Annotated in this window: 25 protein-coding genes; 12 read left to right on the forward strand and 13 right to left on the reverse strand. The window is 42.0% G+C overall.

The window, feature by feature from the left end; all coding sequences use genetic code 11:
• Positions 1 to 40: 40 nt before the first annotated feature.
• A complete protein-coding gene (locus U0035_RS17880; protein ID WP_245957757.1) occupies positions 41 to 673 on the forward strand; it encodes a carboxypeptidase-like regulatory domain-containing protein in 633 nt (210 codons plus the stop codon).
• A 142-nt stretch (positions 674 to 815) separates the two neighbouring features.
• On the opposite strand, the gene ruvA is transcribed toward U0035_RS17880, so the two are convergent.
• Positions 816 to 1,403, reverse strand: a complete 588-nt coding sequence (gene ruvA, locus U0035_RS17885) for a Holliday junction branch migration protein RuvA (RefSeq protein ID WP_114791672.1) — start codon at positions 1,401 to 1,403, stop codon at positions 816 to 818.
• A 101-nt stretch (positions 1,404 to 1,504) separates the two neighbouring features.
• Here ruvA and U0035_RS17890 point away from each other — a divergent pair, with 101 nt between their 5' ends.
• Entirely contained in the window at positions 1,505 to 2,497 is a 993-nt protein-coding gene (locus U0035_RS17890; RefSeq protein ID WP_114791671.1) for a beta-ketoacyl-ACP synthase III, read from the forward strand.
• Positions 2,498 to 2,569: 72 nt separating this feature from the next.
• Positions 2,570 to 3,025, forward strand: coding sequence for a GNAT family N-acetyltransferase (locus tag U0035_RS17895; protein ID WP_114791670.1), 456 nt, complete (start codon positions 2,570 to 2,572; stop codon positions 3,023 to 3,025).
• Positions 3,026 to 3,083: 58 nt separating this feature from the next.
• Here the strand turns inward: U0035_RS17895 and U0035_RS17900 are convergent, their stop codons facing one another.
• On the reverse strand, positions 3,084 to 4,163 hold the full coding sequence (locus U0035_RS17900) for an outer membrane beta-barrel protein (protein WP_114791669.1): 1,080 nt from the start codon (positions 4,161 to 4,163) through the stop codon (positions 3,084 to 3,086).
• Positions 4,164 to 4,478: 315 nt separating this feature from the next.
• Here U0035_RS17900 and efp point away from each other — a divergent pair, with 315 nt between their 5' ends.
• The 4 genes from efp to accC all read left to right on the forward strand — a co-directional run bounded on the left by efp (position 4,479) and on the right by accC (position 7,564).
• Positions 4,479 to 5,045 (forward strand): elongation factor P, encoded by a 567-nt coding sequence (gene efp, locus U0035_RS17905; protein ID WP_114791668.1) that lies wholly within the window; start codon positions 4,479 to 4,481, stop codon positions 5,043 to 5,045.
• A gap of 187 nt (positions 5,046 to 5,232) precedes the next feature.
• The gene (accB, locus tag U0035_RS17910) at positions 5,233 to 5,724 is read left to right on the forward strand and encodes an acetyl-CoA carboxylase biotin carboxyl carrier protein (RefSeq protein ID WP_114791667.1); all 492 of its coding nucleotides are present in this window, start codon (positions 5,233 to 5,235) and stop codon (positions 5,722 to 5,724) included.
• 50 nt (positions 5,725 to 5,774) lie between these two features.
• On the forward strand, positions 5,775 to 6,164 hold the full coding sequence (locus tag U0035_RS17915; RefSeq protein WP_114791666.1) for a four helix bundle protein: 390 nt from the start codon (positions 5,775 to 5,777) through the stop codon (positions 6,162 to 6,164).
• A 59-nt stretch (positions 6,165 to 6,223) separates the two neighbouring features.
• Positions 6,224 to 7,564 (forward strand): acetyl-CoA carboxylase biotin carboxylase subunit, encoded by a 1,341-nt coding sequence (accC, locus tag U0035_RS17920; protein ID WP_114791665.1) that lies wholly within the window; start codon positions 6,224 to 6,226, stop codon positions 7,562 to 7,564.
• 87 nt (positions 7,565 to 7,651) lie between these two features.
• On the opposite strand, the gene U0035_RS17925 is transcribed toward accC, so the two are convergent.
• The 5 genes from U0035_RS17925 to U0035_RS17945 all read right to left on the reverse strand — a co-directional run bounded on the left by U0035_RS17925 (position 7,652) and on the right by U0035_RS17945 (position 11,517).
• The gene (locus U0035_RS17925; RefSeq protein ID WP_114791664.1) at positions 7,652 to 8,536 is read right to left on the reverse strand and encodes a DUF6263 family protein; all 885 of its coding nucleotides are present in this window, start codon (positions 8,534 to 8,536) and stop codon (positions 7,652 to 7,654) included.
• Between the two features lie 7 nt (positions 8,537 to 8,543).
• On the reverse strand, positions 8,544 to 9,374 hold the full coding sequence (locus U0035_RS17930) for a DUF2911 domain-containing protein (RefSeq protein ID WP_114791663.1): 831 nt from the start codon (positions 9,372 to 9,374) through the stop codon (positions 8,544 to 8,546).
• 110 nt (positions 9,375 to 9,484) lie between these two features.
• Positions 9,485 to 10,384 carry a site-specific tyrosine recombinase XerD gene (gene xerD, locus U0035_RS17935; protein WP_114791662.1) on the reverse strand — a complete coding sequence of 300 codons (900 nt, stop codon included), beginning with the start codon at positions 10,382 to 10,384 and terminating at the stop codon, positions 9,485 to 9,487.
• A 3-nt stretch (positions 10,385 to 10,387) separates the two neighbouring features.
• Positions 10,388 to 11,056, reverse strand: a complete 669-nt coding sequence (locus U0035_RS17940) for a hypothetical protein (RefSeq protein ID WP_245957756.1) — start codon at positions 11,054 to 11,056, stop codon at positions 10,388 to 10,390.
• Between the two features lie 104 nt (positions 11,057 to 11,160).
• Entirely contained in the window at positions 11,161 to 11,517 is a 357-nt protein-coding gene (locus tag U0035_RS17945) for a YraN family protein (protein ID WP_114791661.1), read from the reverse strand.
• A gap of 35 nt (positions 11,518 to 11,552) precedes the next feature.
• Here U0035_RS17945 and manA point away from each other — a divergent pair, with 35 nt between their 5' ends.
• Positions 11,553 to 12,758 carry a mannose-6-phosphate isomerase, class I gene (manA, locus tag U0035_RS17950; RefSeq protein WP_114791660.1) on the forward strand — a complete coding sequence of 402 codons (1,206 nt, stop codon included), beginning with the start codon at positions 11,553 to 11,555 and terminating at the stop codon, positions 12,756 to 12,758.
• On the opposite strand, the gene U0035_RS17955 is transcribed toward manA, so the two are convergent.
• Positions 12,739 to 13,071 (reverse strand): hypothetical protein, encoded by a 333-nt coding sequence (locus U0035_RS17955; RefSeq protein WP_162817923.1) that lies wholly within the window; start codon positions 13,069 to 13,071, stop codon positions 12,739 to 12,741. The genes manA and U0035_RS17955 overlap by 20 nt on opposite strands.
• A 91-nt stretch (positions 13,072 to 13,162) precedes the next feature.
• Here U0035_RS17955 and nth point away from each other — a divergent pair, with 91 nt between their 5' ends.
• Positions 13,163 to 13,810: an endonuclease III gene (gene nth / locus U0035_RS17960; RefSeq protein WP_114791658.1), complete on the forward strand. Its 648-nt coding sequence runs from the start codon at positions 13,163 to 13,165 to the stop codon at positions 13,808 to 13,810.
• A 176-nt stretch (positions 13,811 to 13,986) separates the two neighbouring features.
• Here nth and U0035_RS17965 read toward each other — a convergent pair whose 3' ends face one another.
• Positions 13,987 to 14,286 carry a hypothetical protein gene (locus U0035_RS17965; RefSeq protein ID WP_114791657.1) on the reverse strand — a complete coding sequence of 100 codons (300 nt, stop codon included), beginning with the start codon at positions 14,284 to 14,286 and terminating at the stop codon, positions 13,987 to 13,989.
• Between the two features lie 189 nt (positions 14,287 to 14,475).
• Positions 14,476 to 15,108 carry an outer membrane beta-barrel protein gene (locus U0035_RS17970; protein WP_114791656.1) on the reverse strand — a complete coding sequence of 211 codons (633 nt, stop codon included), beginning with the start codon at positions 15,106 to 15,108 and terminating at the stop codon, positions 14,476 to 14,478.
• 166 nt (positions 15,109 to 15,274) lie between these two features.
• Here U0035_RS17970 and U0035_RS17975 point away from each other — a divergent pair, with 166 nt between their 5' ends.
• Genes U0035_RS17975 through U0035_RS17985 form a run of 3 tightly spaced genes read left to right on the forward strand, consistent with a single transcriptional unit; the run spans position 15,275 to position 18,899 of the window.
• Positions 15,275 to 16,033, forward strand: coding sequence for an N-formylglutamate amidohydrolase (locus tag U0035_RS17975; protein WP_114791655.1), 759 nt, complete (start codon positions 15,275 to 15,277; stop codon positions 16,031 to 16,033).
• 22 nt (positions 16,034 to 16,055) lie between these two features.
• Positions 16,056 to 17,903, forward strand: coding sequence for a peptidase MATCAP family protein (locus tag U0035_RS17980; RefSeq protein WP_114791654.1), 1,848 nt, complete (start codon positions 16,056 to 16,058; stop codon positions 17,901 to 17,903).
• A gap of 9 nt (positions 17,904 to 17,912) precedes the next feature.
• A complete protein-coding gene (locus tag U0035_RS17985; protein ID WP_114791653.1) occupies positions 17,913 to 18,899 on the forward strand; it encodes a glutathione synthetase in 987 nt (328 codons plus the stop codon).
• On the opposite strand, the gene U0035_RS17990 is transcribed toward U0035_RS17985, so the two are convergent.
• The 3 genes from U0035_RS17990 to U0035_RS18000 all read right to left on the reverse strand — a co-directional run bounded on the left by U0035_RS17990 (position 18,896) and on the right by U0035_RS18000 (position 21,343).
• Positions 18,896 to 19,804 carry a ferredoxin family protein gene (locus U0035_RS17990; protein WP_114791652.1) on the reverse strand — a complete coding sequence of 303 codons (909 nt, stop codon included), beginning with the start codon at positions 19,802 to 19,804 and terminating at the stop codon, positions 18,896 to 18,898. The genes U0035_RS17985 and U0035_RS17990 overlap by 4 nt on opposite strands.
• Positions 19,805 to 19,815: 11 nt before the next feature.
• A complete protein-coding gene (locus U0035_RS17995) occupies positions 19,816 to 20,997 on the reverse strand; it encodes a cupin domain-containing protein (protein WP_114791651.1) in 1,182 nt (393 codons plus the stop codon).
• A 109-nt stretch (positions 20,998 to 21,106) separates the two neighbouring features.
• Entirely contained in the window at positions 21,107 to 21,343 is a 237-nt protein-coding gene (locus U0035_RS18000; protein ID WP_162817922.1) for a hypothetical protein, read from the reverse strand.
• Positions 21,344 to 21,613 lie beyond the last annotated feature (270 nt).

The following is a 21,613-nucleotide window of genomic DNA, read 5'->3' on the forward strand; positions in this document are numbered from 1 at the left end:
TGTTGTCTTTATTAAAAATCATGTACTTAATTTTGGCGCAGTGAAGAAGATATTGTTTTTAGTTAGCTTTTTAATGGGGGTAACCGCGGCAAGCGCGCAATTTGAAAAAGCCCGTGATTCTGTGGTTCAGCTTTTTGGGGTGATCATGACTGCTGATAGCCTGGAAGCAATTCCTGCCGTGAGCGTAACCGTAAAAGGAACCAAAAGAGGAACCATCACTAATAATGAGGGCGTTTTTTCAATTGCAGTACTAAAAGGCGATGTGATCGAATTTTCGCACGTCAGCTTTCTGCCTGGTTCGGTCCATGTTCCCGATACTTTAAAAGGCAGCCAATATAGCATTGTAAAAACCCTGGTACAGGATACTGCATTTCTGCCTGTAGCAATTATCAGGCCCCGGCCAACACCGGAGCAGTTTGCCAGGGATTTCGTTAACGTCCCCATTGCGGAAGATGAATTGGAGATACTCCGGAAGGCCAATACCCCCGAAGCCAGAAGAGCGTATTTAGCCAAATTGCCGCAGGATGGCCGGGAAATGACCAACCGGCAATTGAATAACGTATTTCAACGCGCCCGTTACCAGGGACAGATACCGCCTATGAATATATTCAGCCCGGCAGCCTGGGCCGAATTTATCAACGCCTGGAAGCGGGGGGATTTTAAGCGGAAATAAGGTGAAGGGGAATAGTGAGTAGTTAATAGGCAGTGGATAATAGATAACTCCCGGCGGGAAATTATTATTATCCCGTATTCCCTATACATCTCGTATCTAATATCTGGTATCTAATATCTGGTATCTAATATCCCGCATCCCGTTACAATTCCTTCAATACTTTCTTGATCAGGTCTTCCAAAGCGAGTTCAGGTTCTGCCTGCAGTAGTTTCGACAGGTTTTGTTCTGCCTGTTGGCGGTTGATGCCCAGTGCCAGCAGCGCTTCGAGCGCATCTTGCTTTACAGAAGATACGGTTGATTTACCTGGTGTTATTACAATATCTGTATGCTGTTTGCCTATTTTGTCCTTGAGCTCTAAAACAGCTCTTTCCGCTGTTTTCTTGCCGATGCCTTTGATCCGCTCCAGTGCTTTACTGTCTTCATGTAAAATAGCGGAACTTACTTCTTCCGGCTTCATATAAGACAGGATCAGGCGAGCCGTATTGGCCCCGATACCCGAGACACTTATTAATAATAAAAATATGTCCTTTTCCTGTATATCGCTAAATCCGTAAAGGAGATGCGCATCTTCTTTTATAATAACATGTGTATACAATAAGCCTTTTTCCTGGTTTTGTATTTTCGAATAGGTATTAAGGCTGATGTTAACCTCGTATCCGATGCCGCCAATATCTACGATCGTGGCTGATGGTGTAATATTTACAAATGTTCCTTTTAAATAGCTGATCATTTGTCAAATATCAAATTTCAAATCATAAATCACAAATCATAAATTCCACTACCTTTGGCGTCCCCGAAGGAGTACTTCGGCAAAATATTTTTAAGAAAGCAATGGCGAACAAAATTACAGCGGCAATCACAGCGGTTAACGGCTATGTTCCAGAAGATAAACTAACAAATTTCGATCTTGAAAAAATAGTGGAGACCAACGATGAGTGGATACGTACCCGGACTGGTATCGAGGAAAGAAGGATATTGAAAGGTGAAGGAAAAGGGGTAAGTGAAATGATTGTGCCTGCTGTGAAGGGATTGCTGGAAAAGCGTGGCATTGATGCTACCGAAGTAGATTGTATTATCGTTGCAACCGTAACGCCGGATATGGTGTTCCCGGCAACAGCGAATCTCGTAGCTCATAAAGTAGGCGCAGTTAATGCTTTCGGGTATGATGTGTCTGCGGCATGTTCAGGTTTTTTGTACGCGCTTACGCAGGGGACGGCCCTGATTGAAAGCGGTCGTTACAAAAAAGTAATAGTTGTAGGCGCCGATAAAATGAGCGCCATTGTTGATTATACAGACAGAACTACCTGTATTATTTTCGGGGACGGTGCCGGCGCGGCCCTGTTAGAGCCCAACGAGGAAGGATTGGGTATAAAAGACAGCCTGTTGAAAAGTGACGGGAGCGGAGCTCAGTACTTAAGGATGAAGGCTGGTGGCAGCGCTTATCCTGCCAGCGCCGAAACAGTAGCCAACCGGGAGCATTACGCTTACCAGGAAGGGCAGACTGTATTTAAGTTTGCCGTAAAAGGAATGGCTGATGTAAGTGCAGAGCTTCTGGAAAGAAACAACTTAACCGGTAATGATATTGCCTGGCTGGTACCGCACCAGGCCAACCTGCGTATTATTGATGCGACAGCCAATCGTATTGGTTTGCCTAAAGAAAAGGTAATGATCAATATCCAAAAATATGGCAATACCACGGCAGCTACTATTCCTTTGTGCTTGTGGGAGTGGGAAAGCCGGTTGAAAAAAGGCGATAAGCTGGTACTTGCGGCCTTCGGTGGCGGATTTACCTGGGGTGCTACACTTATTGACTGGGCATATTAAAGCCAATGTTTGTAGTTTAAGGTTCCGGGTTATTTAATTATCACTCATTATTCATTACTTATTACTTACTCTTTGTCATCTGATATAAAAATACGCCCTGCGGAAGCGCCTGATTGTTCACGCATTTTAGAATTGGTGCGGGAGTTGGCCGAGTATGAAAAGGCTCCGGCGGAAGTTACGGTAAGCCTGGACCATTTTTCGGAAAGTGGGTTTGGAGCCAATCCTGTTTGGTGGGGCTTTGTAGCCGAATACGAGGGCAGGATAGTAGCCTTCGCTTTATATTATATAAGGTTTTCTACCTGGAAAGGCCAGGCTATGTACCTCGAGGATATATTGGTTACCGAAGAGATGAGAGGGAAAGGAATAGGAAAGCTGTTATTCGAGGCATTGATTGACGAAGCCCGTAAAAAAGGACTCAGGAGAATGTGCTGGCAGGTGTTGGACTGGAACGAGCCTGCTATCAATTTTTACAAAAAATATAATGCGTCATTTGACGGTGAATGGGTCAACTGCGCCATCGATATTTAAAAAGTAAAACCTCCTGCTCGCAGGAGGTTTTTTTCTATAAGCAGTGTAAAACAAAGTACTAGAATGAATATACTGCAGCCACCAGGACAGATGCAGCACTTTTGGTATCGCTACCATCATTTTTCTTAAATATAGGGTCTTTGGCGCTATCGATCCTGAACTCAGGAATAATAGCCAGACCGCTAACCGGTTTGATGTTAAACGATAAGGTAGCCTGTGTTATTGAAGTTCCCTTGGGATCTACATCTCCATAGGTTCCAAAAACAAGACCTTTATCTTTATCGTCAAAATATTCACCTCTTAGTGTGATGCCAAATTTTTCAGTTGGGTCAAGGTTTAAGTATAAAGCTGATCCCCACCATTTGCCCGAACCGCCGCCTACAGGGTCGATCATTTTAACGGTTCCATCATAACCAAGCGAAAACATATCACTGATCTTAGCTGTTGCCGTAAGGCCTATCTGGTTAATGTTGTTGCCTGCAGTGTCTTTGCCTCCCACATAGTTTAAAAATGCATTCACATGCTCCGATGTTTTGCTAAACTGTGCTATGGCATTCTTTTTTGCGAAGGAAGCCGATAGGAAGTCGGTTGGATTGGCAACACCGGCCATAAGCCCGAATCCGTTTCCTAACGTAAAGTCTGCTTTCAAACCCGTATGTGAAAAAGGCCCGTAGGAAAACATATAGCTCATGCTATAGTTACGGTTGAGTTGCGGGTCCAATACTTCATAGCCCAGGTGAGTTCCCCATTTACCTGCTGATATCCTGATATTATCTGTTGGATTATAAGTTACATAAGCTTGTTTAACAGCTTGTAAAATGCCCGACTCTGCGTACGAGAATTCGGTAGCCCGGGTGCCGAATCCAAGATCTACTACTACGCCGGCTTTTCCTTTGGTGTAGCTGGCTTTTAAAGAAGCCATTCCCAGTTCGATAGAATTTTGAGAATTGGTAAAGCTGGTCTTATTGTTAAACGCGCCTGCCGACTTAGCGTTGGCGAAATTGTAGCGATAGTAGGCATCAACCGATCCGTTAATTTGTAATTCGCCTTTGGGTTCTTCCGTTTCTGGTTCTGTTTGTGCAAAAATTGCAGTAGAGATGAAAAGAGCTTTGGTTGCTAAAAGAAGTTTTCCTTTCATTGACGCTAGTTTAAAGTTTGAAAAATGTTTAAAATGAATTCGTATAGTATTTATATTCAATTTGATATTGTTTGCGGATTTCGTACTTTGTTTTTACTAATTGCATACTTAATTTTCATATTAAATAAATACTAATTAATTGTAAACATAACAATAATTCTATTAAAATTTAAAAAACTGTTGAAATTATATAAATATAATTATATTTAATATGATGTCCAAGCTTGTTTCTTATATCTCTATACCTATATAAACTGCGATTAATTACAGAGGGCTATTGAAAAATGCTATATTTGCGCCCTAAAAAAAATTATAATGGCAAATACTGCAGATATCAGCCGTGGCATGATCATCAAACTGGACGGTAGCCTTTACTCGGTAGTTGAGTTTGGCGAAAACAAAACAGCTCGTGCAGCTGCAAAAGTTTGGGCAAAACTGAAAGGTGTAGACAATAGCAGAACAATCGAAAAAACCTGGAACTCCGGAGATAATATTTTCCCGGTTAGAGTGGAGAAAAGAGCGTATCAATATCTTTACCAGGACGAAACCGGATACAACTTTATGGACAACAGCACATTTGAGCAAATGAGTGTAGCTGAGAGCCTGATTGATGCACCGCAGTTTTTAAAAGAAGGCCAGGAGGTATCCATTGCTATTAACACTGAAACTGAACAGCCTGTAAGCGTGGAATTGCCTGATAAAATTGTTATGCTGGTAACTTACACAGAGCCCGGTTTAAAAGGGGATACCGCTACACGTACTTTAAAACCCGCAACAGTTGAAACTGGTGCTACCGTTAGCGTGCCTTTATTTGTGAACGAAGGAGAGCTGATAAGAGTAAACACCAAGACCGGCGAGTACGTAGAACGCGTAAAAGACTAATTGTAAGGATATTTAAAATGGCTCTGATCGGTACAGGTTGTGGGCCATTTTTAATTATGGCCCTACAGTGCCAAAAATTAGCAGAAATCTGCTGTTTAGTCTTATTGATTACTTACCTTAGATGTTCGTTTCGAGCGCTGTTACACAAAAAATTGTATTAACCCCCAAAGCTGTCAAATTGAAAAGTATGGACTTTAGGCAAATTCAGGAATTGATCAAGATGATCAATAAATCTAATATCGGAGAATTAAATATAGAGCAGAAAGATTTTAAATTAACAATCAAGCAAAAAGAGGAGGCAATTACACAGGTAGTATCAGCCCCTCCTTTTCCTGTTCAGAGTTTACCGGTTCAGGTAGCGCCTGCACAAATAACAGCACCCCAAACTCCGGCAGCAGCAGCTTCTGCTGAAAAAGTAAAAGCGGAGCCTTCAAGCAATAATACCATTGTTAAAAGCCCGATGATAGGAACCTTCTATCGCAGACCATCGCCTGATAAATCAAATTTCGTAGAAGAAGGAGATATTATTACGCCCGGAAAAGTATTGTGCGTAATAGAAGCCATGAAGTTGTTTAACGAAATAGAAAGTGAAATCAGCGGAAGGATCGTGAAAATATTAGTTGAGGATGCTTCTCCGGTTGAGTTCGATCAGCCTTTGTTTGAAGTGGAGACAGCATAATAATGCGATAATGAGCTGATTTGCTAATATGCTAATCAAAAAAATGGTTTATGCAAAAAGACCTTATAGAGAAAAATCCGATCCTAAAGCTGAGTTTCGAGTTTTCTTTATTAATTATTGATTACTGTGGCAAATTGGACCAGGACAAAAAGTTTGCAATAAGTAAGCAGTTATTTAGATCAGGAACTTCTATTGGAGCCAATGCATTTGAAGCTCAGAATTCTGAAAGCAAGGCAGACTTTATACATAAGATCAAGATATCTGCCAAGGAAGCAGATGAAGCCCAGTACTGGCTTACATTATGCGATTACTCGAAAGAATATCCTTCAGCATCTGACTTACTCATAAAATTGGAGGAGATTGGTAAAATTCTGAATAAGATTCTGTCGACATCCAGAAAGAAAAATCCTTTTAGTTATATTCCTAGTTTTTTTATATAAATAGATGTGCGGTATCATTATCGTATTAGCACATTATCATATTAGCACATTAAAAAATTATGTTTAAAAAGATATTAATAGCCAACAGGGGTGAGATTGCTTTACGCATTATAAGAACCTGTCGGGAAATGGGTATTAAAACGGTTGCTGTATATTCTACTGCCGACAGCGAAAGCCTGCACGTAAAATTTGCGGATGAAGCGGTTTGTATTGGTCGTCCGGCCAGTTCCGAGTCTTATTTGAATATCCCGAATATTATGGCAGCCATTGAAATTACCAATGCCGATGCGGTGCACCCAGGCTATGGATTCCTGGCTGAAAATGCAAAATTTGCTGATATCTGTAACAAGAGCAATATTAAATTTATTGGTCCTACTGCAGATATGATCAATAAAATGGGGGATAAGATCACTGCTAAGGAAACCATGATCAAAGCGGGTGTACCTGTAGTGCCCGGCGGCGAGGGTTTGCTGGAAAGTATAGAAGAGGCGAAAGAATTAGCTAAAGTAGTAGGATATCCGGTTATCTTAAAAGCTACAGCCGGCGGCGGCGGTAAAGGCATGCGCATTGTTTGGGACGAGAGCGAAATGGAGAAAGCATATGACACCGCTAAGATGGAAGCTGCAGCATCTTTTAAGAATGACGGTATTTATATGGAGAAGTTTGTTGAAGAGCCCCGTCACATCGAAATACAGGTTGCCGGCGACCAGTTTGGCAATGTGTGTCATATGAGTGAGCGCGATTGTTCTATTCAGAGGCGTCACCAAAAACTGGTAGAAGAATCTCCTTCTCCTTTTATGACCGATGAGCTGCGCGCTGCCATGGGGGAAGCGGCCAAAAAAGCGGCTGCTGCTATCGGCTACGAAAGTGTAGGTACCATCGAATTCCTGGTAGATAAACATCGCAATTTCTACTTTATGGAAATGAATACCCGTATACAGGTAGAGCATTGCGTTACAGAAGAAGTAATCAACTTTGACCTTATCAAAGAGCAGATCAAAATTGCGATGGGTGAAAAAATATCCGGCAACGATTACTTCCCTCATATGCATAGTATTGAATGTCGTATCAATGCAGAAGATCCGTTCAACGACTTCCGTCCGTCTCCGGGTAAGATTACCAACCTGCATGTACCAGGTGGTCATGGTGTAAGGGTAGACAGCCATGTTTATGCCGGCTACACCATATCCCCTTACTATGATTCAATGATTGGCAAACTGATTACTGTTGCCCGTACCCGTAAAGAGGCTATTGACACGATGTACAGGGCCTTAAGTGAATATGTAATTGAAGGGGTGAAAACCACGATTCCTTTCCACCTACAGTTAATGAAAAATGAAGATTTCATTAATGGTAACTTCAATACTAAATTTCTGGAAACTTTTCAATTAAAGAAATAAGCAGTCTGGCAATGTAATATATGCTTATACTGCTAATAAAAAATGGGCTTCGATCATCGAAGCCCATTTTTATGCCTGTCATAATAACTATTGCTTTCGCGCCGTAGTCATCGTGATGTCGGAACTTACTGCCATAGGTATTTTTTGACCTCCTGCTTCTATATTGCCTTTCATCTTTTGTTGTATAACGGATTTTAGCGGTATGCCTGTGTCAGTATCAACTTCCGAGCTCCCGGAAAATGTTCCCTCAATAGCAAAGTTTACTTCTATACCATTAGAGGTCATCGACGCACTGCTGTCTGTAGACAGTTTACCTGTAAAATCGATGAATGCTTTCTTGCCTTCTACTTTTACCAATGTGTAGGTGGCCGACCCGGCAATGATATAAGGTTGCTTCAAACTCATTTCCGTTGACCAGGATTCGCCTGCTTTAACCGGGGTCTTTGGGTAAAAACCAAAAGATTGCTCAATCATATTTTTTAAAGCGTCTTCACCAACCACACCCTTTATGGCTTCCTGTTGCTGACCTGCTCCCCCCATTTTATTAAGCATCTCCTCCGCACCTTCGATTCGGAGTACCTTACCATATTCGTTCATTAATAGAGACATACTTTGACCTTTCAGCGCTCTGAAAGCCGCACTTGCCTCATTGGTGGTATCAGTATCTTCACTGCTCATCTTCACCTGCTGTCCCATGATCTGCATATTCATATCGAATTTGTCATAAACAAGGGTCAGCTTTTTATTACTGCCTTCTGTAGCGATGCTATACGTACTGTTAAGGTTATAATCCATATTCATGTCCATATTCTGATCCATGATGTTTTGGATCATTTTGGTTTGGCTAACCAATGCCACTGCATACTGGCTTTCGTCAGGCGGATTAAACTTTAACGTGTATGCTTTCTGAGCCTGAGCTATAGTGGTCAGCGTAAAGCATGTTAACAGATACAACAAAAGATGCTTTTTCATGGGTGATCTATTTTAATGAACTGATCAGTTTGTTATTTAAAGTTACATAATCCTGGTTGTTGGCTGCATTGGCCAATTCCTTTGATTTTAATGCTGCTTCTTTTGCCTCTGCTTTTTTACCCAGTTTAGCTAAAGCGCGCGCCTGCTGGTAGCGGATCCAGAAAGCGTTGGGTTGTGCTTCCACTGCTTTTGCGAACCATGTTTCAGCCTGTTTCAGGTCTTTGCCGCTTTCGAGATAATAAAAGGCCGACTGAAAATAAGCAGGTTTATCAGATTTCATAGACTCTTCGATTGAAGCCATGATCTTCGCATCCACATTAGTTTTGATAGGCAGGGTAACGATTGATTTGTCCCAGCTGATGATCAGGTCGCAGCTTTCGGGCTGAATATTGTCAAACTGGATGGTGAAATTTTCAACGCTTGTACCGGAAGGTTTTACTTTGGCAGCTACTCTTACTACATCCTGTTCCTGTTTATAAGCTGCTGGGCTGGTAACGTCAGTTTGCTTTGTTATAATGAGCGTCCAGCTGGCGGCGCCAGGAATGCTTAACAGCCCATATTTGCCGGCAGGAATTTCTTTACCCCCGATAACTACGTTATCACCAAAAGTAAGGGTAGTGGCTCCGTTGGCCCCGGTGCGCCAAACCGCGTTATAAGGCACCAGGTCGCCAAATATTTTCCTTCCTTTTTTTACGGGGCGGCTGTAAGAAAGCTCGATATTAGATAATCCGAATTCCTGCTTAACCGTTTGCGCCGGGCTGGGAGCGGGCATTTTGATTTGTGCATTGGCATAAGACAATGCGCAGAAGAATGCAACAGACAGTACAATTTTTTTCATGTGTGGTTTGTTTTTTATTTTGACTTGATAAAAGTAGCAAATATCAATGAGCTACATGCTACAGTAAAACATATAACGCACTGAAAGGTTAAGCGTTTCGAAAAAATAAATCAGCGGAAAGAAGGATGAAACTGCTCCAGTGTTTTACGTAGAAATTCTTTGTCCAGGTGTGTGTAGATCTCGGTGGTAGTGATGCTTTCGTGCCCCAGCATTTCCTGAACGGCGCGCAGGTTGGCTCCGCCTTCTATTAAATGAGTAGCAAACGAATGCCGGAATGTATGGGGGGACACCGTTTTGTTAATCCCGGCTTTTTGAACCAGGTCTTTAATGATCAGGAAGATCATCACACGGGTGAGTTTTTGTCCCCGCTTGTTTAAAAAAAGAATGTCCTCATTGCCTGTTTTTACTAAAATAAGGTTGCGTATGTTTTGCCTGTAAATATTGATATACTTAGTAGCAGCGTCGCCAATGGGTACCAGTCGCTCCTTATCGCCTTTGCCGGTTACCCGAATATACCCTACATCCAGGTATAGCTGCGATATGCGCAGGTTAACTACTTCGCTGACGCGTAGGCCACAGCTGTAAAGGGTTTCCAATATGGCTTTATTGCGGCCGCCTTCGGGTTTACTCAGGTCTATTTGCGCGATAATGTTCTCGATCTCCGAGAAGCTTAGTACATCGGGTAAAGTCCGGCGGGTTTTAGGCGCTTCCAGCAAAAGGGTAGGATCTTCAGCTACTATATCTTCTAAAATACAGTACTTGTAAAAGGCCCGGATACCTGAAATAATACGGGCCTGCGAGGTAGCTGTCATTTCCAGTTCGCCAATCCATTGTATAAAAAACTGCAAATCCTGCAGCGTAATAGCTGCAGGATTTTTTTTTATATTTTTTATTTCAAGAAATTGTACCAGTTTATCCAGGTCCCGCAAATATGCTTCTGTAGAATTATCTGAAAGGGATTTTTCTAATTGCAGATAAACCTTAAATCCTTTTTTATAAGATTCCCACATTGTTTACTTAAACGTAAGTGGGTTATTATGGATTACTTCTTTCTTATCAACGTTGAGTTTGGCGTAAATATTAGATTTGGTGATATTTACGGAGTCAATCAGGCCATGTACGTTATTGTAGTCAATATCGGTTACCCCCTGGTCTGTCAGCAATTGTTTTGCGGTTTGACCCGTAGTGATGTCTACAACGTAAATAAATGTATTATCGTAATAAGCCACAAGGCCATCTTCTAATTTGAACTTCGGATCAAAATTGTTGATAGCGCTGGTGTATTTATCGGTGCTGCCTCCGGCTTTTTCAAAGGGGAGTTTAATTAGAAAACCACGTCCGGTAGCACAATCGTTAAATTTAAGCCATGCATATTTTCCTTCAACAATATCGCAGCTGATAAACTGTTTGGACGGTTTAACAGTGTTGGGTATAAACTCGCTGAAAATAATGTCCTTGATCAGGCCCATGCCGCCTTTTTCCCAATGGATAGAATCAATCTGGCAATCTTTAAAATTGATACGGACAAAAGGCTTGCCTGGAGCTTCGGATTCAAATTTAATAGGCTCTGTGAGGCAGGTGGTGTCAGAACAGAAAGGCGCGGAAGCTACTTCTTTACCACCATCCTTACAACTGATCAGGGCCATGGTGGCGGCAATGCAGGCAATGCTTAAAAATTTCATGTTTTTTCGTTTATTATTTTGAGTGAGTTTCAAAGGAAACAAACCTACATAAAATTTCATTCAAACACAACACAATAGGCGGTTTTCTCAGTGGCTTCTGCAATTTAAAGAAATACATCTTCCAGCAGGAAATATTCCGGGGAGCCATCTTTTTGAAACGTGATCGACAGAATATCGTATTGAATCCATTGGTGTCCCGGATTTAAATAAAGGTATTCGTCCGCGGCATTTTTAAGAAATCTGAATTTCTTTTTGGTTACACTGTCTTCGGGGTGGCCAAACAATTCAGAGCTGCGCGTTTTTACCTCTATAAAATGTAGCTTTTTTCCTTTATTGGCAATGATATCAATTTCATAATAGGAGTGCCGCCAGTTTTTACATACAATGGAGTAACCTTTGCTTTGCAGATAAGCAGCAGCGAGAGATTCTCCATTTTTGCCGATGTCGTTATGAATAGCCATGCTTATCTTTACCTGAATTTACTACAAATATTTCTATGCAACAATTAGCGTCTTTAGCCGGGAGTATTAAACATTACGATTGGGGTGGCACTTCTTATATTCCGTCCTTATTACAAATTGAAAATCCTAACCTCGAACCATTTGCCGAGTACTGGCTGGGTGTGCATCCGCAGGCAGATTGTAAAATAACACTTGCCAATGGAACGCAGGTATTGCTACGGGATTATGTTGAACAAGACCTGGCCGCCACGCTGGGTTCAACCGTATTAAAACGTTTTGGTAATCTGCCCTATCTTTTAAAAGTGCTGGATGTAAAAGATATGTTGTCGATACAGGTACATCCTTCCAAAGCGCAGGCTGCTATCGATTTTGAAAAAGAAAATGAGACAGGAGTGCCATTAACAGCACCTGACAGGAATTATAAAGATGCAAATCATAAGCCGGAGTTGATGGTGGCGATGAGTGAGTTTTACCTTTTGCATGGGTTTAAGCCGGAAGAGGAGCTGATATCTGTATTGGATAAAGTGAAAGAGCTGAAAAAATTCAAGGCCGTTTTTAAAAAGAAAGGCTATGCGGGGTTATATAAAATGTCAATGGAAATGCCGCAGGATGAAGTGAATACTTTATTGCAATCACTGTTGGCACGTATCATTCCGTTATATCAAAATGGCCAGCTTGAAAAAAGTAATGAAGACTTCTGGGCGGCAAGGGCTGCTTTAACGTTTGGAAGGCCGGGTGTTATTGACCGCGGAATTTTCTCGGTATACTTCTTCAACCTGGTACATTTAACAACAGGCCAGGCCATCTTCCAGGATGCCGGTGTACCACATGCCTACCTCGAAGGGCAGAATGTCGAAATTATGGCCAGCAGTGATAATGTATTACGTGGCGGATTGACTACAAAACATATAGACACGGTGGAGCTTTTGAAACACACCCGTTGTGAGGCAACACATCCTAAAATACTGAAGCCGGCGAAAGGAAAATCTGTACAATCATACAAAGCGCCTGTTAAAGACTTTACCCTGACTTCTTACCAGCTAAAAAAAGGTGAATCCATAGTAGTAGATATTGCGACCGCAGAAATATTTTTGCTGATGCAGGGAAAAGTTACCCTGCAGTCAAAGAAAATTAAAGTAGCATTAGCGCAACCGAATATTACAGCAGCAGCTTTTGCAGGGGCAGCAGTAACCGTAAAAGCAGTGGAAGATTCCTGGCTGTTTAAGGCTGCAGCTCGTTAGTGTGATGGTCTCTTTGATTCGAGACGGGCGGAGGAGATGTTAGTGAAATAAGCTTATCGTTCCTGAATTCGAGGTAATGTACTTCGTAGGGATTTCCGAGAACAAATTTTATATATTGCAAGCGTTCAATAACCTCGCTGTAGTTATTGGTAAAGAACTCTGTTTTGTAAGGCTTGCCCAGCTGTTCTATTACTGCTTTTTTGCTCATACCTGCTTTTATCCTGGTAGTATCAAACGCAGATTTTGACACAGAGCAGGACAAAAGTGAAAAGAGAGCCAATGATAATAATGCAGCAACCATCAACTTTTTCATAACAGTAGAATTATTTGCTATAATGATGAAGCAACTTGTTGTTCAGTTGCACTAAATACTATCTTTATTCTTATCAATAAAGTATTAATGGATGACAAAAAAAGAACGTTACCAGTTTGTAGTGGATTACTTTTCGGTTCATATGCCCGAGCCGGAGACAGAATTAGTATATGATAATCCGTATCAACTATTGGTAGCCGTAATTTTGTCGGCTCAATGTACCGACAAAAGAGTAAATCTTACGACCCCTTTTATATTTGAAAAGTATCCCGACATCGCGAGTTTGAGCAAGGCAACCGCCGAAGATGTATTCCCATTGATCAGGAGTATTTCTTATCCCAATAACAAGAGTAAGCATCTGGTAGGGATGGCACAAAAAGTAGAGAGTGACTTTAACGGGGAGATACCGATGACGGTTGACGAACTCGTTACGTTACCGGGGGTAGGGCGTAAAACGGCTAACGTAATTACGTCTGTAGTAGAGAAGCAGCCGAATATGGCTGTAGACACCCATGTGTTTCGGGTGAGTAAGAGAATAGGTCTTGTATCGCAAAAAGCTTCAACACCATTGGCAGTTGAAAAAGAGCTGGTTAAAAATATTGATGCTTCGCTTATTCATAAAGCCCATCACTGGTTGATCCTGCATGGCCGGTATACCTGTATCGCCAGAAATCCTAGATGCCGGGAATGTGGTTTGCAGCAGGCCTGTTTATGGTTTCAGAAAAACAGCTTGAATTAAAGAAATACAGAAATACCGACCATAAGGCCAAATGCGTTTGTTGTTTGCTTTTCATTTGCACCTGATATTTCTTTCAGGTGGTTATTAGAGTACTGTATTAACGCATCCAGGGAAATAGCTTTATTTATAAAATAAGCAACTCCTGCAGCTCCATTAAGCGAGAGGCCGCCATATCCCTATACAATATGGTCATCCGCACCAGAGTAGGAATCTTTCTCTTTTAAGAATGCGTACCTGCCCCAACAGATAATACCGGCTTCAATTTTTTCTCTGAGGGAATAGTAGGACAGGGAAGGGACAAGGGCCGTTGTCGTATATATATTATCGCCATAATGTACTGTACCCCCGCCCGGATTGATGTCCATATACCTGGGAGTGCGGGTATAATGGTACTGGTAAGAAGCGCTAATACCCAGGGCAAGATTATCGGTAACAAAATAGCCTATGCCGGGAGCTACGGTTAAATGAGTGTCCATCACTTTTGCCTCCGGACAACCTGCCCTTGTATTTGGTTTGGGTGAAAATGGCGCTTAAATCGGCGCTTCCACTAATAGCGATTCGTCTTTTTTCTGTCTGGCAAAAGGATAGCAATGGCGCTGAAACAACTACGAACAATATCAAAAAATGGTAGCGCATGTTGGGTTGTTGTTGTAAAAAATGGGTATTTAAAAATTATAACGCAGGCCGGCAACACTTTCTACCCTGGTAAGACTTTCTCTGTTATCTCCTTCCAGTTCTGTGGTAGACCCATTTCGGGTTATGCTCGAAAGCGAACCTCCATATAAGTTGATGTCGATTCCCGCCGATAATCCTTTCACAATTTTAAAATCGATCCCGGTAGCCAGAAAGGTACCCACCGAACCGCCTTTGATAGTTCCTTCAACCCGGTCAATCCAGCCCTGATCACGATACCCGATATACCCCACCCCAATACCAGATAACCATTCTGCCTTCTCATTAAAAACCGGTTGTCTGAAATGATAAGAAGCGCCAAAGTAGGCTATTTTTATGTTGCTTAATACACTGGGAGATGCCAGCGATCCCGCAGTACTGAACAATGAATAATCTGCCCCCAGGCCGTGCTTACTGTTGAAAAAGTAAATAAGCCCCGCATTAAAAACCGGCCCCTGGCTAATGTCCCGGAAATATGGATCGCCGGATGGTTTTTTACCGAGCCGGTAGGCATATCCCCCCGAAACAGCCACTCTCAGTTTGGAATAATCAGGTTCAAAAATCTGGGCATGGCTGGGGTAGCAGCATGCTATCGCAATTGTTAGCAGTAAATATTTTTTAGTCATTGGTTAAGCAGCTCCCGTGGTAAATGTTTAGTTGACTATAAAGATAGGATGTTTTTTATTTATTTACGGATTAGCTATACATTTTTAAGGTTGCTTTTTCATAGATAAGCTCCGGGATACCCGTGATAAATTCTCTTGTGGCTTACTTTTTGTTTTTAAGGTAGTTATGAAGGATTTTACTATTGTAAACAGGAAGACTCCTATTCTGGCTTTTGCCTTGCACGATGGTCATCGGATAGATGAGTCCCTGCGTAGCTATCTTTTGTTAGATGAGCAGGGGCGAGCGCGTGAGGAAGATCCCTATACGGGTTATATGATTGCTGATCTCCCGGTAACTACTGTGGCAGTTCATGCGTCGCGTTTCCAGCTTGACCTGAACCGGGTAAAAGAGCAATCGGTTTATGCGAAACCGGAAGATGCCTGGGGCCTGCATGTATGGAACGGGCTTCCCATTGCCGCTATTGAAGAATTAAATACCCGTTACGAAGCCTTCTATACTGAAATCCGGCTTTTAATTGAAGAGGCTGTTAAAGAGCATGGCTACTTTTGTATACTGGATGTTCATTCCTATAATCACCGCAGGGAAAGTCCCTTTAAAGAAGCTGATAGCGAAACGCATCCCGAAATAAACCTGGGCACTTTTTATAATAACAAAAAATGGTTTCCCCTTTGCGACAGTTACAATAGTTTTTTGTCTGACTCGAAAATCCTGGATGCTCAGCCGGATGTGCGCCAGAATATTATTTTTAAAGGAGGGGCTTTTGCCCAATGGGTAACAGGAAATTTTGGCGAAGACGGTGCCGTGCTGTCAATCGAGTTTAAGAAAACTTTTATGGACGAATGGACCGGTATAGCCAATATACCGCATGTCAATAACTTAAAAGAATTATTGCATTTATCAGTAAGCTTTTTACAAAAGAACTAAAAAACAGAGCGGGGAATTAAGAATGACAGATGCCAATCAAAAAATATTGAATCGCCTGCAGGATAAACTTAAAAAGTCGGAGCCCATTCATATAACGTTGCCTGGAAACGGACTTCTCAAAATTGAAAAGCCCGTTCCCTTTCTTCTTGTGTATCGCTTGGGCGAAGGAAGAGATTATTTCCCCAACCGGTTGGGGAAAACAGAGTCGGCTTATTTAATTGCTGAAGATGATGCTGAGGGGCTCATGCGAAGAATTATTCAAATAGTGAGTACGCTATTGGCCGATAGGTTTAATGGTTTTCTCATTGTAGAAACCTGGCTATCTCCCAAAGTGTATCAGTCTCCCTTTACGATCCATATCAGTCAGAAAAGGGCTATAGATACTGCCCGAAAGCTGGATGCAGAACTGAATAAAATACCAATACCTTCCTGGGGTAAAACCTCGGTGCTGAAGAAGCAGCAGGAGCCGGCTGCCCCCACAGATATGCAACCCCTTTTAAAAAAAGATTACATAGACAAGTATGGTATTACTTTTGTCGGACTCGAAATAGCACCCGTATATGTGAATGAAGCAACCGGTAAGCCTTATCCCCTGTTTTTGCGTGAGCTAAGAGCGGGTTACAGCAGAGCCCTGCGTAAAAGCTTTTTTGAATTTATACGCCTGCAGACTTCTTTTATAGCTTCTCATTTTCAGATGTTGGGTACTACTATCATTGACGATAAGGCACGTGAAATAGACCGGGAGCTGGCCGCATATACCAAAATGTTCGATTTTCTGATGCTGGTGACTCCCATTAATGCAGATGCGGCCTGGGAAGAGTTTCAAAATGCCAATTATGCCAAAAATCCTGTATTCCATTACCGGCCGATGCCGGTGGACCCGGAGTTGATAAAAAGGAAAATATATAATCTCCCCATTGAGGATATAACGGATCCTACCATTGCTTTTTTATTTCGTGATAAAAGAAAAGAGATTGACCGCATGCTGAACATGATGCAGGAAAGAGAGAAGCATGATTTTTTACTGAGCAGCTTGCAATTGTTTGGTCCGGTTAGCGAGCAATTGCTGGATGTAGCTAAAGCCTTACTGGTGGCAGTAGATGCAGGGAGTGAAGCCGCCACTGAAACGAAAAGATTAACGGCAGCTGAGTTCGCTTTGATGGCTCAGAAGGAATTGAAATGGTTAAGAGCCCAGGATAGCAGCGTGTCGTCCAATATCCGTATTGCAGATGATATAGAAGGGATATTGGTTTCTAAGGGGGTATTGAACATCAATTCGGGCTTCGGTATTTCAAAAAAAAGAGCGCAACCGCTTCTGCAACACGAAATTGGCACACATGTGGTAACATATTATAATGGCAAGGCACAGCCTCTCGAGCTGTTTTCAATTGGGGTGCCGGGTTATGAAGAATTGCAGGAGGGATTAGCGGTTTTGGCAGAGTATATGACAAATGGCTTAACAGCCAGTCGCATGCGAACCCTGGCTGCCAGGGTAGTAGCAGTGCAGGAGATGATCAGCGGTAAATCATTTGTAGATACGTTTCATTTGCTTTCTGATAAATATACCTTTGCTCCACATTCTGCATTTAATATCTGCATGCGGGTTTATAGGGGAGGAGGACTTACAAAGGATGCCGTTTACCTGAAAGGCTTTTTAAATATTATCGATTATATTAAAAAGGGAAAAGACCTGAAGCACCTGTTGATTGGAAAAATACGTGAAGATTACCTTCCGGTAGTACAGGAGCTGATACATCGCAATATTCTTTTGGAGGCACCTATAACACCCCGTTTTTTACAGGGAGATTTTCTGGCAAAGCTCGAGACGATCAAGAAGGAGGCAAACATTTTTAAAATGATTCAACAATAAAAACGATATATGCGTATAGGTTTTGTTATTAATGATTATGACCGTGAAGAACCGTATTTTACCACCACCCGCCTGGCGCTGCAGGCCCTGCAAATGGGGCACGAGGTGTATTATATAGCGGTGCAGGATTTTAGCTATACAGCATCCGGGCAAATGGGAGCGCATGCAAAAAAAGCGCCGGCAAAGAAGTTTCGTAGCCCGCAGATTTTCATGGAAACCGTTTTCGAGGTCGAGAAAAAACTGATCGAATCCCGAGATCTGGATGTATTGATGCTGCGTAACGATCCTTCTGCGGACCTGGATGATCGCCCATGGGCCCAGTATTCGGGTATTGTATTTGGACAATTAGCCAAAAAGAACGGGGTGCTGGTTTTGAACAACCCCGATACGCTGGCTAAGGCCACCAATAAAATGTACTTTCAATACTTCCCGGAGATCATAAGACCTGAAACAATTATCACCCGCAGTATTACAGAAATTAAAAGCTTTTACGCGGCTCATAAAAAGAACATTGTGTTGAAGCCACTACAGGGGTCTGGAGGGAAAAATGTCTTTCTGGTGAATGAACAAAATCAGAATTTAAACCAGATTGTAGATGCGATTGGCCGCGATGGGTATATTGTTGCCCAGGAATATTTGCCGAAAGCCAGTAAAGGAGATATACGGCTGTTTTTGCTCAACGGAAAACCTATAGAAATTGACGGCAAGGTAGCCGCTATACATCGTACGCAGGCTGGAGGCGATATTCGCAGTAATATCCACCAGGGAGGCGCGGTATCGCAGGCAAAAATAACGCGCAAGATTTTTGATATCGTGGATGCGGTGAGCCATAAGCTGGTTAAAGACGGGATGTTTTTGGTAGGCCTCGATGTGGTGGGCGACAAAGTAATGGAGGTGAATGTATTTAGTCCGGGTGGTATGGGACATGCCTGTCGCCTGAACGACGTTAATTATTTTGAAGAAGTCATTAAAGCGATTGAGCAGGAACTGGATTAAGATATTGCTGGTATTACTTCGAGTTTTGCCAGTTTGAACTTAGAGATATTTTCCTGCTTTTTCGCTTTACAGGTAAGAAGATGGGGGTAGTCGATCTTTACTCTTTCCAGGTCCATAATATAATGGCCATTATTACTCGTAGTTACATCTACCTCGTAATGATCTCCTTCATGCTTCAATAGATGAGTATGAATTTCAAAGTCTATATCATAGTTCTGCAGGTGTTCACGTAAATGACATTCAATAGCCTGCTCATAAAATGACCGGCGCGATACACCCCTGAATTTATTTTTATAGATTTTCCGTAAAAGCGTTCTTACCATAATGTGGCCTACGTCTTCAACTGCTACATGACCATAATAAATACCAAAAGGCATGGCGATAACATTGGCCGCAAAGCGGTCACCTCCCACATGGGTGCATTCCCACACATTAACATTGGCATTAAAAGATTCAAAAAATTTGAATACGGGGAAACCAAATTTAGCACAACATTTATCTTTTTTGCCATTGGTACAGATCACGAAAAAGGGATCGGTTTGCCATTGTGTATCGGCTGAAGTGATATGGTCCGATAGATGAACAGAGCTGATTTCATCAACAGTTGTTTGAATGGTAAAATACCGGCCGGCTTTATTATCCACAAAGGAGATCCTGCATTCTTTGAAATTGGTTTTTTTATTACGGATAAGTAATACCTTACCGCGCAAACTTTTAGCTAGCTGCTGAATCTCCCTTAGCCATTCTTTATCAAAATGGGCCTCTATTATTTTTTCAGGAAAAGGATTGGCATGTTCAATTAATATGAACGCGCCGGCATTAGCTGCAGTGCCGGCTAACTGTTCTTTAAAATACCTCGACGCGGCACTGCAGAAAAACACCTCTTTTTTAATATCGTTGTCCAAATAATAATACTTTACAATTCGTCAATATAAACAACACCTTCCCTGATTAGTTGCGTAATCAGCCCGTTTACAGCTTCTGTCTCTCCAGGCAAATCTTTTAAAGTAAATTTCTTTTGGCTGAAAATATAATCAACTGCAGGCTTCAGTACCTCAGGAAACAGGATGGCTTTACCCAGCAAATGTAGTTCATACCCCGGTTCTTTTTTTACAAACTGGTAAATTATACCCCCATTAAGGGCTAATGCGGTATCGGGCAATAGCTTATCAATATTCCTGATGCTTTCAAAATAATTATGAACGGGCTGGGGCTGTGCTGAATGATAGCTTTTATTGAGGCGCTCTATGCCTTTATCAAAGTTAAGCCCCGACAATTTCTGACGCAGGGTTTCTGTTTTTTCCTTGATCAGCTCTGTCAGGTCGCCTCTCCAGAAAGGAACAGCTTCCCTGAACTCCTTAAATTCTTCCAGCTGCGGGAATATTTCGTTGAAGTACCTGGCCCAGGTAAATGAAAGTACACCAATAGTGATATGAGACGAAATGCCATCGTCGGCCATAGCATCATGTACATAGCCCCGCGGCACATATAAAAAGTCACCCGGACTGAGCTGTATGGTTTGAGTAGGCTCTTTATTATAATCCTTGCTTACAAAAGACTGGTTCTTGGTGGGTAATTCTTTTTCAAATCCGTATAAATGCCAGGTTTTAGTACCTGATATCTGCAACACAAAAACATCATGCGTGTCCCAGTGAGGATTAAAACCCTGTGATTTATTAGGCGTAATATACAAATTGGCCTGTACGGGGGAATTGAATTTTTGAGAAAGTTCCAGGCTGCAGTGAGACAGGTTATTAAAGTAACGTTGTCCGGCCTGTATCACAAATGTAGCGCCGTTATTAAAAAGGGAAAAAGCCTTATCGGTATTGATGATACCATCTTTACGGTGATGACCAATTGGCGTACTTTTTAATGTATACTCGCCATTAGGAATTTCCTTCCCGTTTTTTACGATGCGAACCGAGGGGTAAAAAATGTCCTGGCGTTCGAGGTAATCTGATATTTCCCGGGGTGTTAGAATGTCCTGGTAGTACTGTTCATCATTTCTTTTAACATGCAGGATTTCTTTCTCATGATAGGTATTGAAAAAATCATCAACGCTATAGGGGGCTACAATTTTATCGAAAAAATAGTTCATCGTGTTTAATTAGGGATACGCCCGTCTGAATAGCACAATCGGGCAAAAAAAGCCGCAGAAAATATACATTCACTGCGGCTTGAAAAATGTTCGTTTTTAATCGGGAAGATTAGGCGCCTGTTGTTCCGTCAGCACCACCATCACCATCTGCACCGCCATCGCCATCACCATCGGCTCCACCGTCGCCGTCAGCGCCACCATCACCATCAGCACCATCACCGCCGTCAGCGCCACCATCTCCGTCACCGTCTCCATCGCCATCATAAGCACCTTCAGTGGTATTTACTTCATCTAATCTTGTTACTAATAAATCTTCCTGGTTGAATTCAATATTTGTTGTTTCCATAAAACGATTTTGAGGTTTAATAAAAATAATGTTTGCTAAACTAAAGTAGCGAATCTTTTTGATTTGCCGAACAAACAGTGTGCAATTTTTTCTTTATAAAATGATTAACAAGATTGATTGAACATTTAGTCGTTTCCTGTAAAATAGTGTTAAGCTTTTGTAGCGTTGCCGGTAAGCCTGGCGACTCAAACAAATGGGGGATACTTCTTTAAAAATGGTCAAAAACCGGATGATGAAATAAGATATGAAAGAATTATCTTTCAGGGCTGT

Source organism: Niabella yanshanensis, from assembly GCF_034424215.1.
Lineage (GTDB): Bacteria > Bacteroidota > Bacteroidia > Chitinophagales > Chitinophagaceae > Niabella > Niabella yanshanensis.

What these genes read in the sequence shown, in the direction of transcription:
- ruvA (WP_114791672.1), bottom strand. Translation starts at nt 1,403, where the DNA reads ATGATCAGCTATTTAAAAGGAACATTTGTAAATATTACACCATCAGCC.
- U0035_RS17890 (WP_114791671.1), top strand. Translation starts at nt 1,505, where the DNA reads ATGGCGAACAAAATTACAGCGGCAATCACAGCGGTTAACGGCTATGTT.
- U0035_RS17900 (WP_114791669.1), bottom strand. Translation starts at nt 4,163, where the DNA reads ATGAAAGGAAAACTTCTTTTAGCAACCAAAGCTCTTTTCATCTCTACT.
- efp (WP_114791668.1), top strand. Translation starts at nt 4,479, where the DNA reads ATGGCAAATACTGCAGATATCAGCCGTGGCATGATCATCAAACTGGAC.
- accB (WP_114791667.1), top strand. Translation starts at nt 5,233, where the DNA reads ATGGACTTTAGGCAAATTCAGGAATTGATCAAGATGATCAATAAATCT.
- U0035_RS17915 (WP_114791666.1), top strand. Translation starts at nt 5,775, where the DNA reads ATGCAAAAAGACCTTATAGAGAAAAATCCGATCCTAAAGCTGAGTTTC.
- accC (WP_114791665.1), top strand. Translation starts at nt 6,224, where the DNA reads ATGTTTAAAAAGATATTAATAGCCAACAGGGGTGAGATTGCTTTACGC.
- U0035_RS17925 (WP_114791664.1), bottom strand. Translation starts at nt 8,536, where the DNA reads ATGAAAAAGCATCTTTTGTTGTATCTGTTAACATGCTTTACGCTGACC.
- U0035_RS17930 (WP_114791663.1), bottom strand. Translation starts at nt 9,374, where the DNA reads ATGAAAAAAATTGTACTGTCTGTTGCATTCTTCTGCGCATTGTCTTAT.
- xerD (WP_114791662.1), bottom strand. Translation starts at nt 10,384, where the DNA reads ATGTGGGAATCTTATAAAAAAGGATTTAAGGTTTATCTGCAATTAGAA.
- U0035_RS17940 (WP_245957756.1), bottom strand. Translation starts at nt 11,056, where the DNA reads ATGAAATTTTTAAGCATTGCCTGCATTGCCGCCACCATGGCCCTGATC.
- U0035_RS17945 (WP_114791661.1), bottom strand. Translation starts at nt 11,517, where the DNA reads ATGGCTATTCATAACGACATCGGCAAAAATGGAGAATCTCTCGCTGCT.
- manA (WP_114791660.1), top strand. Translation starts at nt 11,553, where the DNA reads ATGCAACAATTAGCGTCTTTAGCCGGGAGTATTAAACATTACGATTGG.
- U0035_RS17955 (WP_162817923.1), bottom strand. Translation starts at nt 13,071, where the DNA reads ATGAAAAAGTTGATGGTTGCTGCATTATTATCATTGGCTCTCTTTTCA.
- nth (WP_114791658.1), top strand. Translation starts at nt 13,163, where the DNA reads ATGACAAAAAAAGAACGTTACCAGTTTGTAGTGGATTACTTTTCGGTT.
- U0035_RS17965 (WP_114791657.1), bottom strand. Translation starts at nt 14,286, where the DNA reads ATGGACACTCATTTAACCGTAGCTCCCGGCATAGGCTATTTTGTTACC.
- U0035_RS17970 (WP_114791656.1), bottom strand. Translation starts at nt 15,108, where the DNA reads ATGACTAAAAAATATTTACTGCTAACAATTGCGATAGCATGCTGCTAC.
- U0035_RS17975 (WP_114791655.1), top strand. Translation starts at nt 15,275, where the DNA reads ATGAAGGATTTTACTATTGTAAACAGGAAGACTCCTATTCTGGCTTTT.
- U0035_RS17980 (WP_114791654.1), top strand. Translation starts at nt 16,056, where the DNA reads ATGACAGATGCCAATCAAAAAATATTGAATCGCCTGCAGGATAAACTT.
- U0035_RS17985 (WP_114791653.1), top strand. Translation starts at nt 17,913, where the DNA reads ATGCGTATAGGTTTTGTTATTAATGATTATGACCGTGAAGAACCGTAT.
- U0035_RS17995 (WP_114791651.1), bottom strand. Translation starts at nt 20,997, where the DNA reads ATGAACTATTTTTTCGATAAAATTGTAGCCCCCTATAGCGTTGATGAT.
- U0035_RS18000 (WP_162817922.1), bottom strand. Translation starts at nt 21,343, where the DNA reads ATGGAAACAACAAATATTGAATTCAACCAGGAAGATTTATTAGTAACA.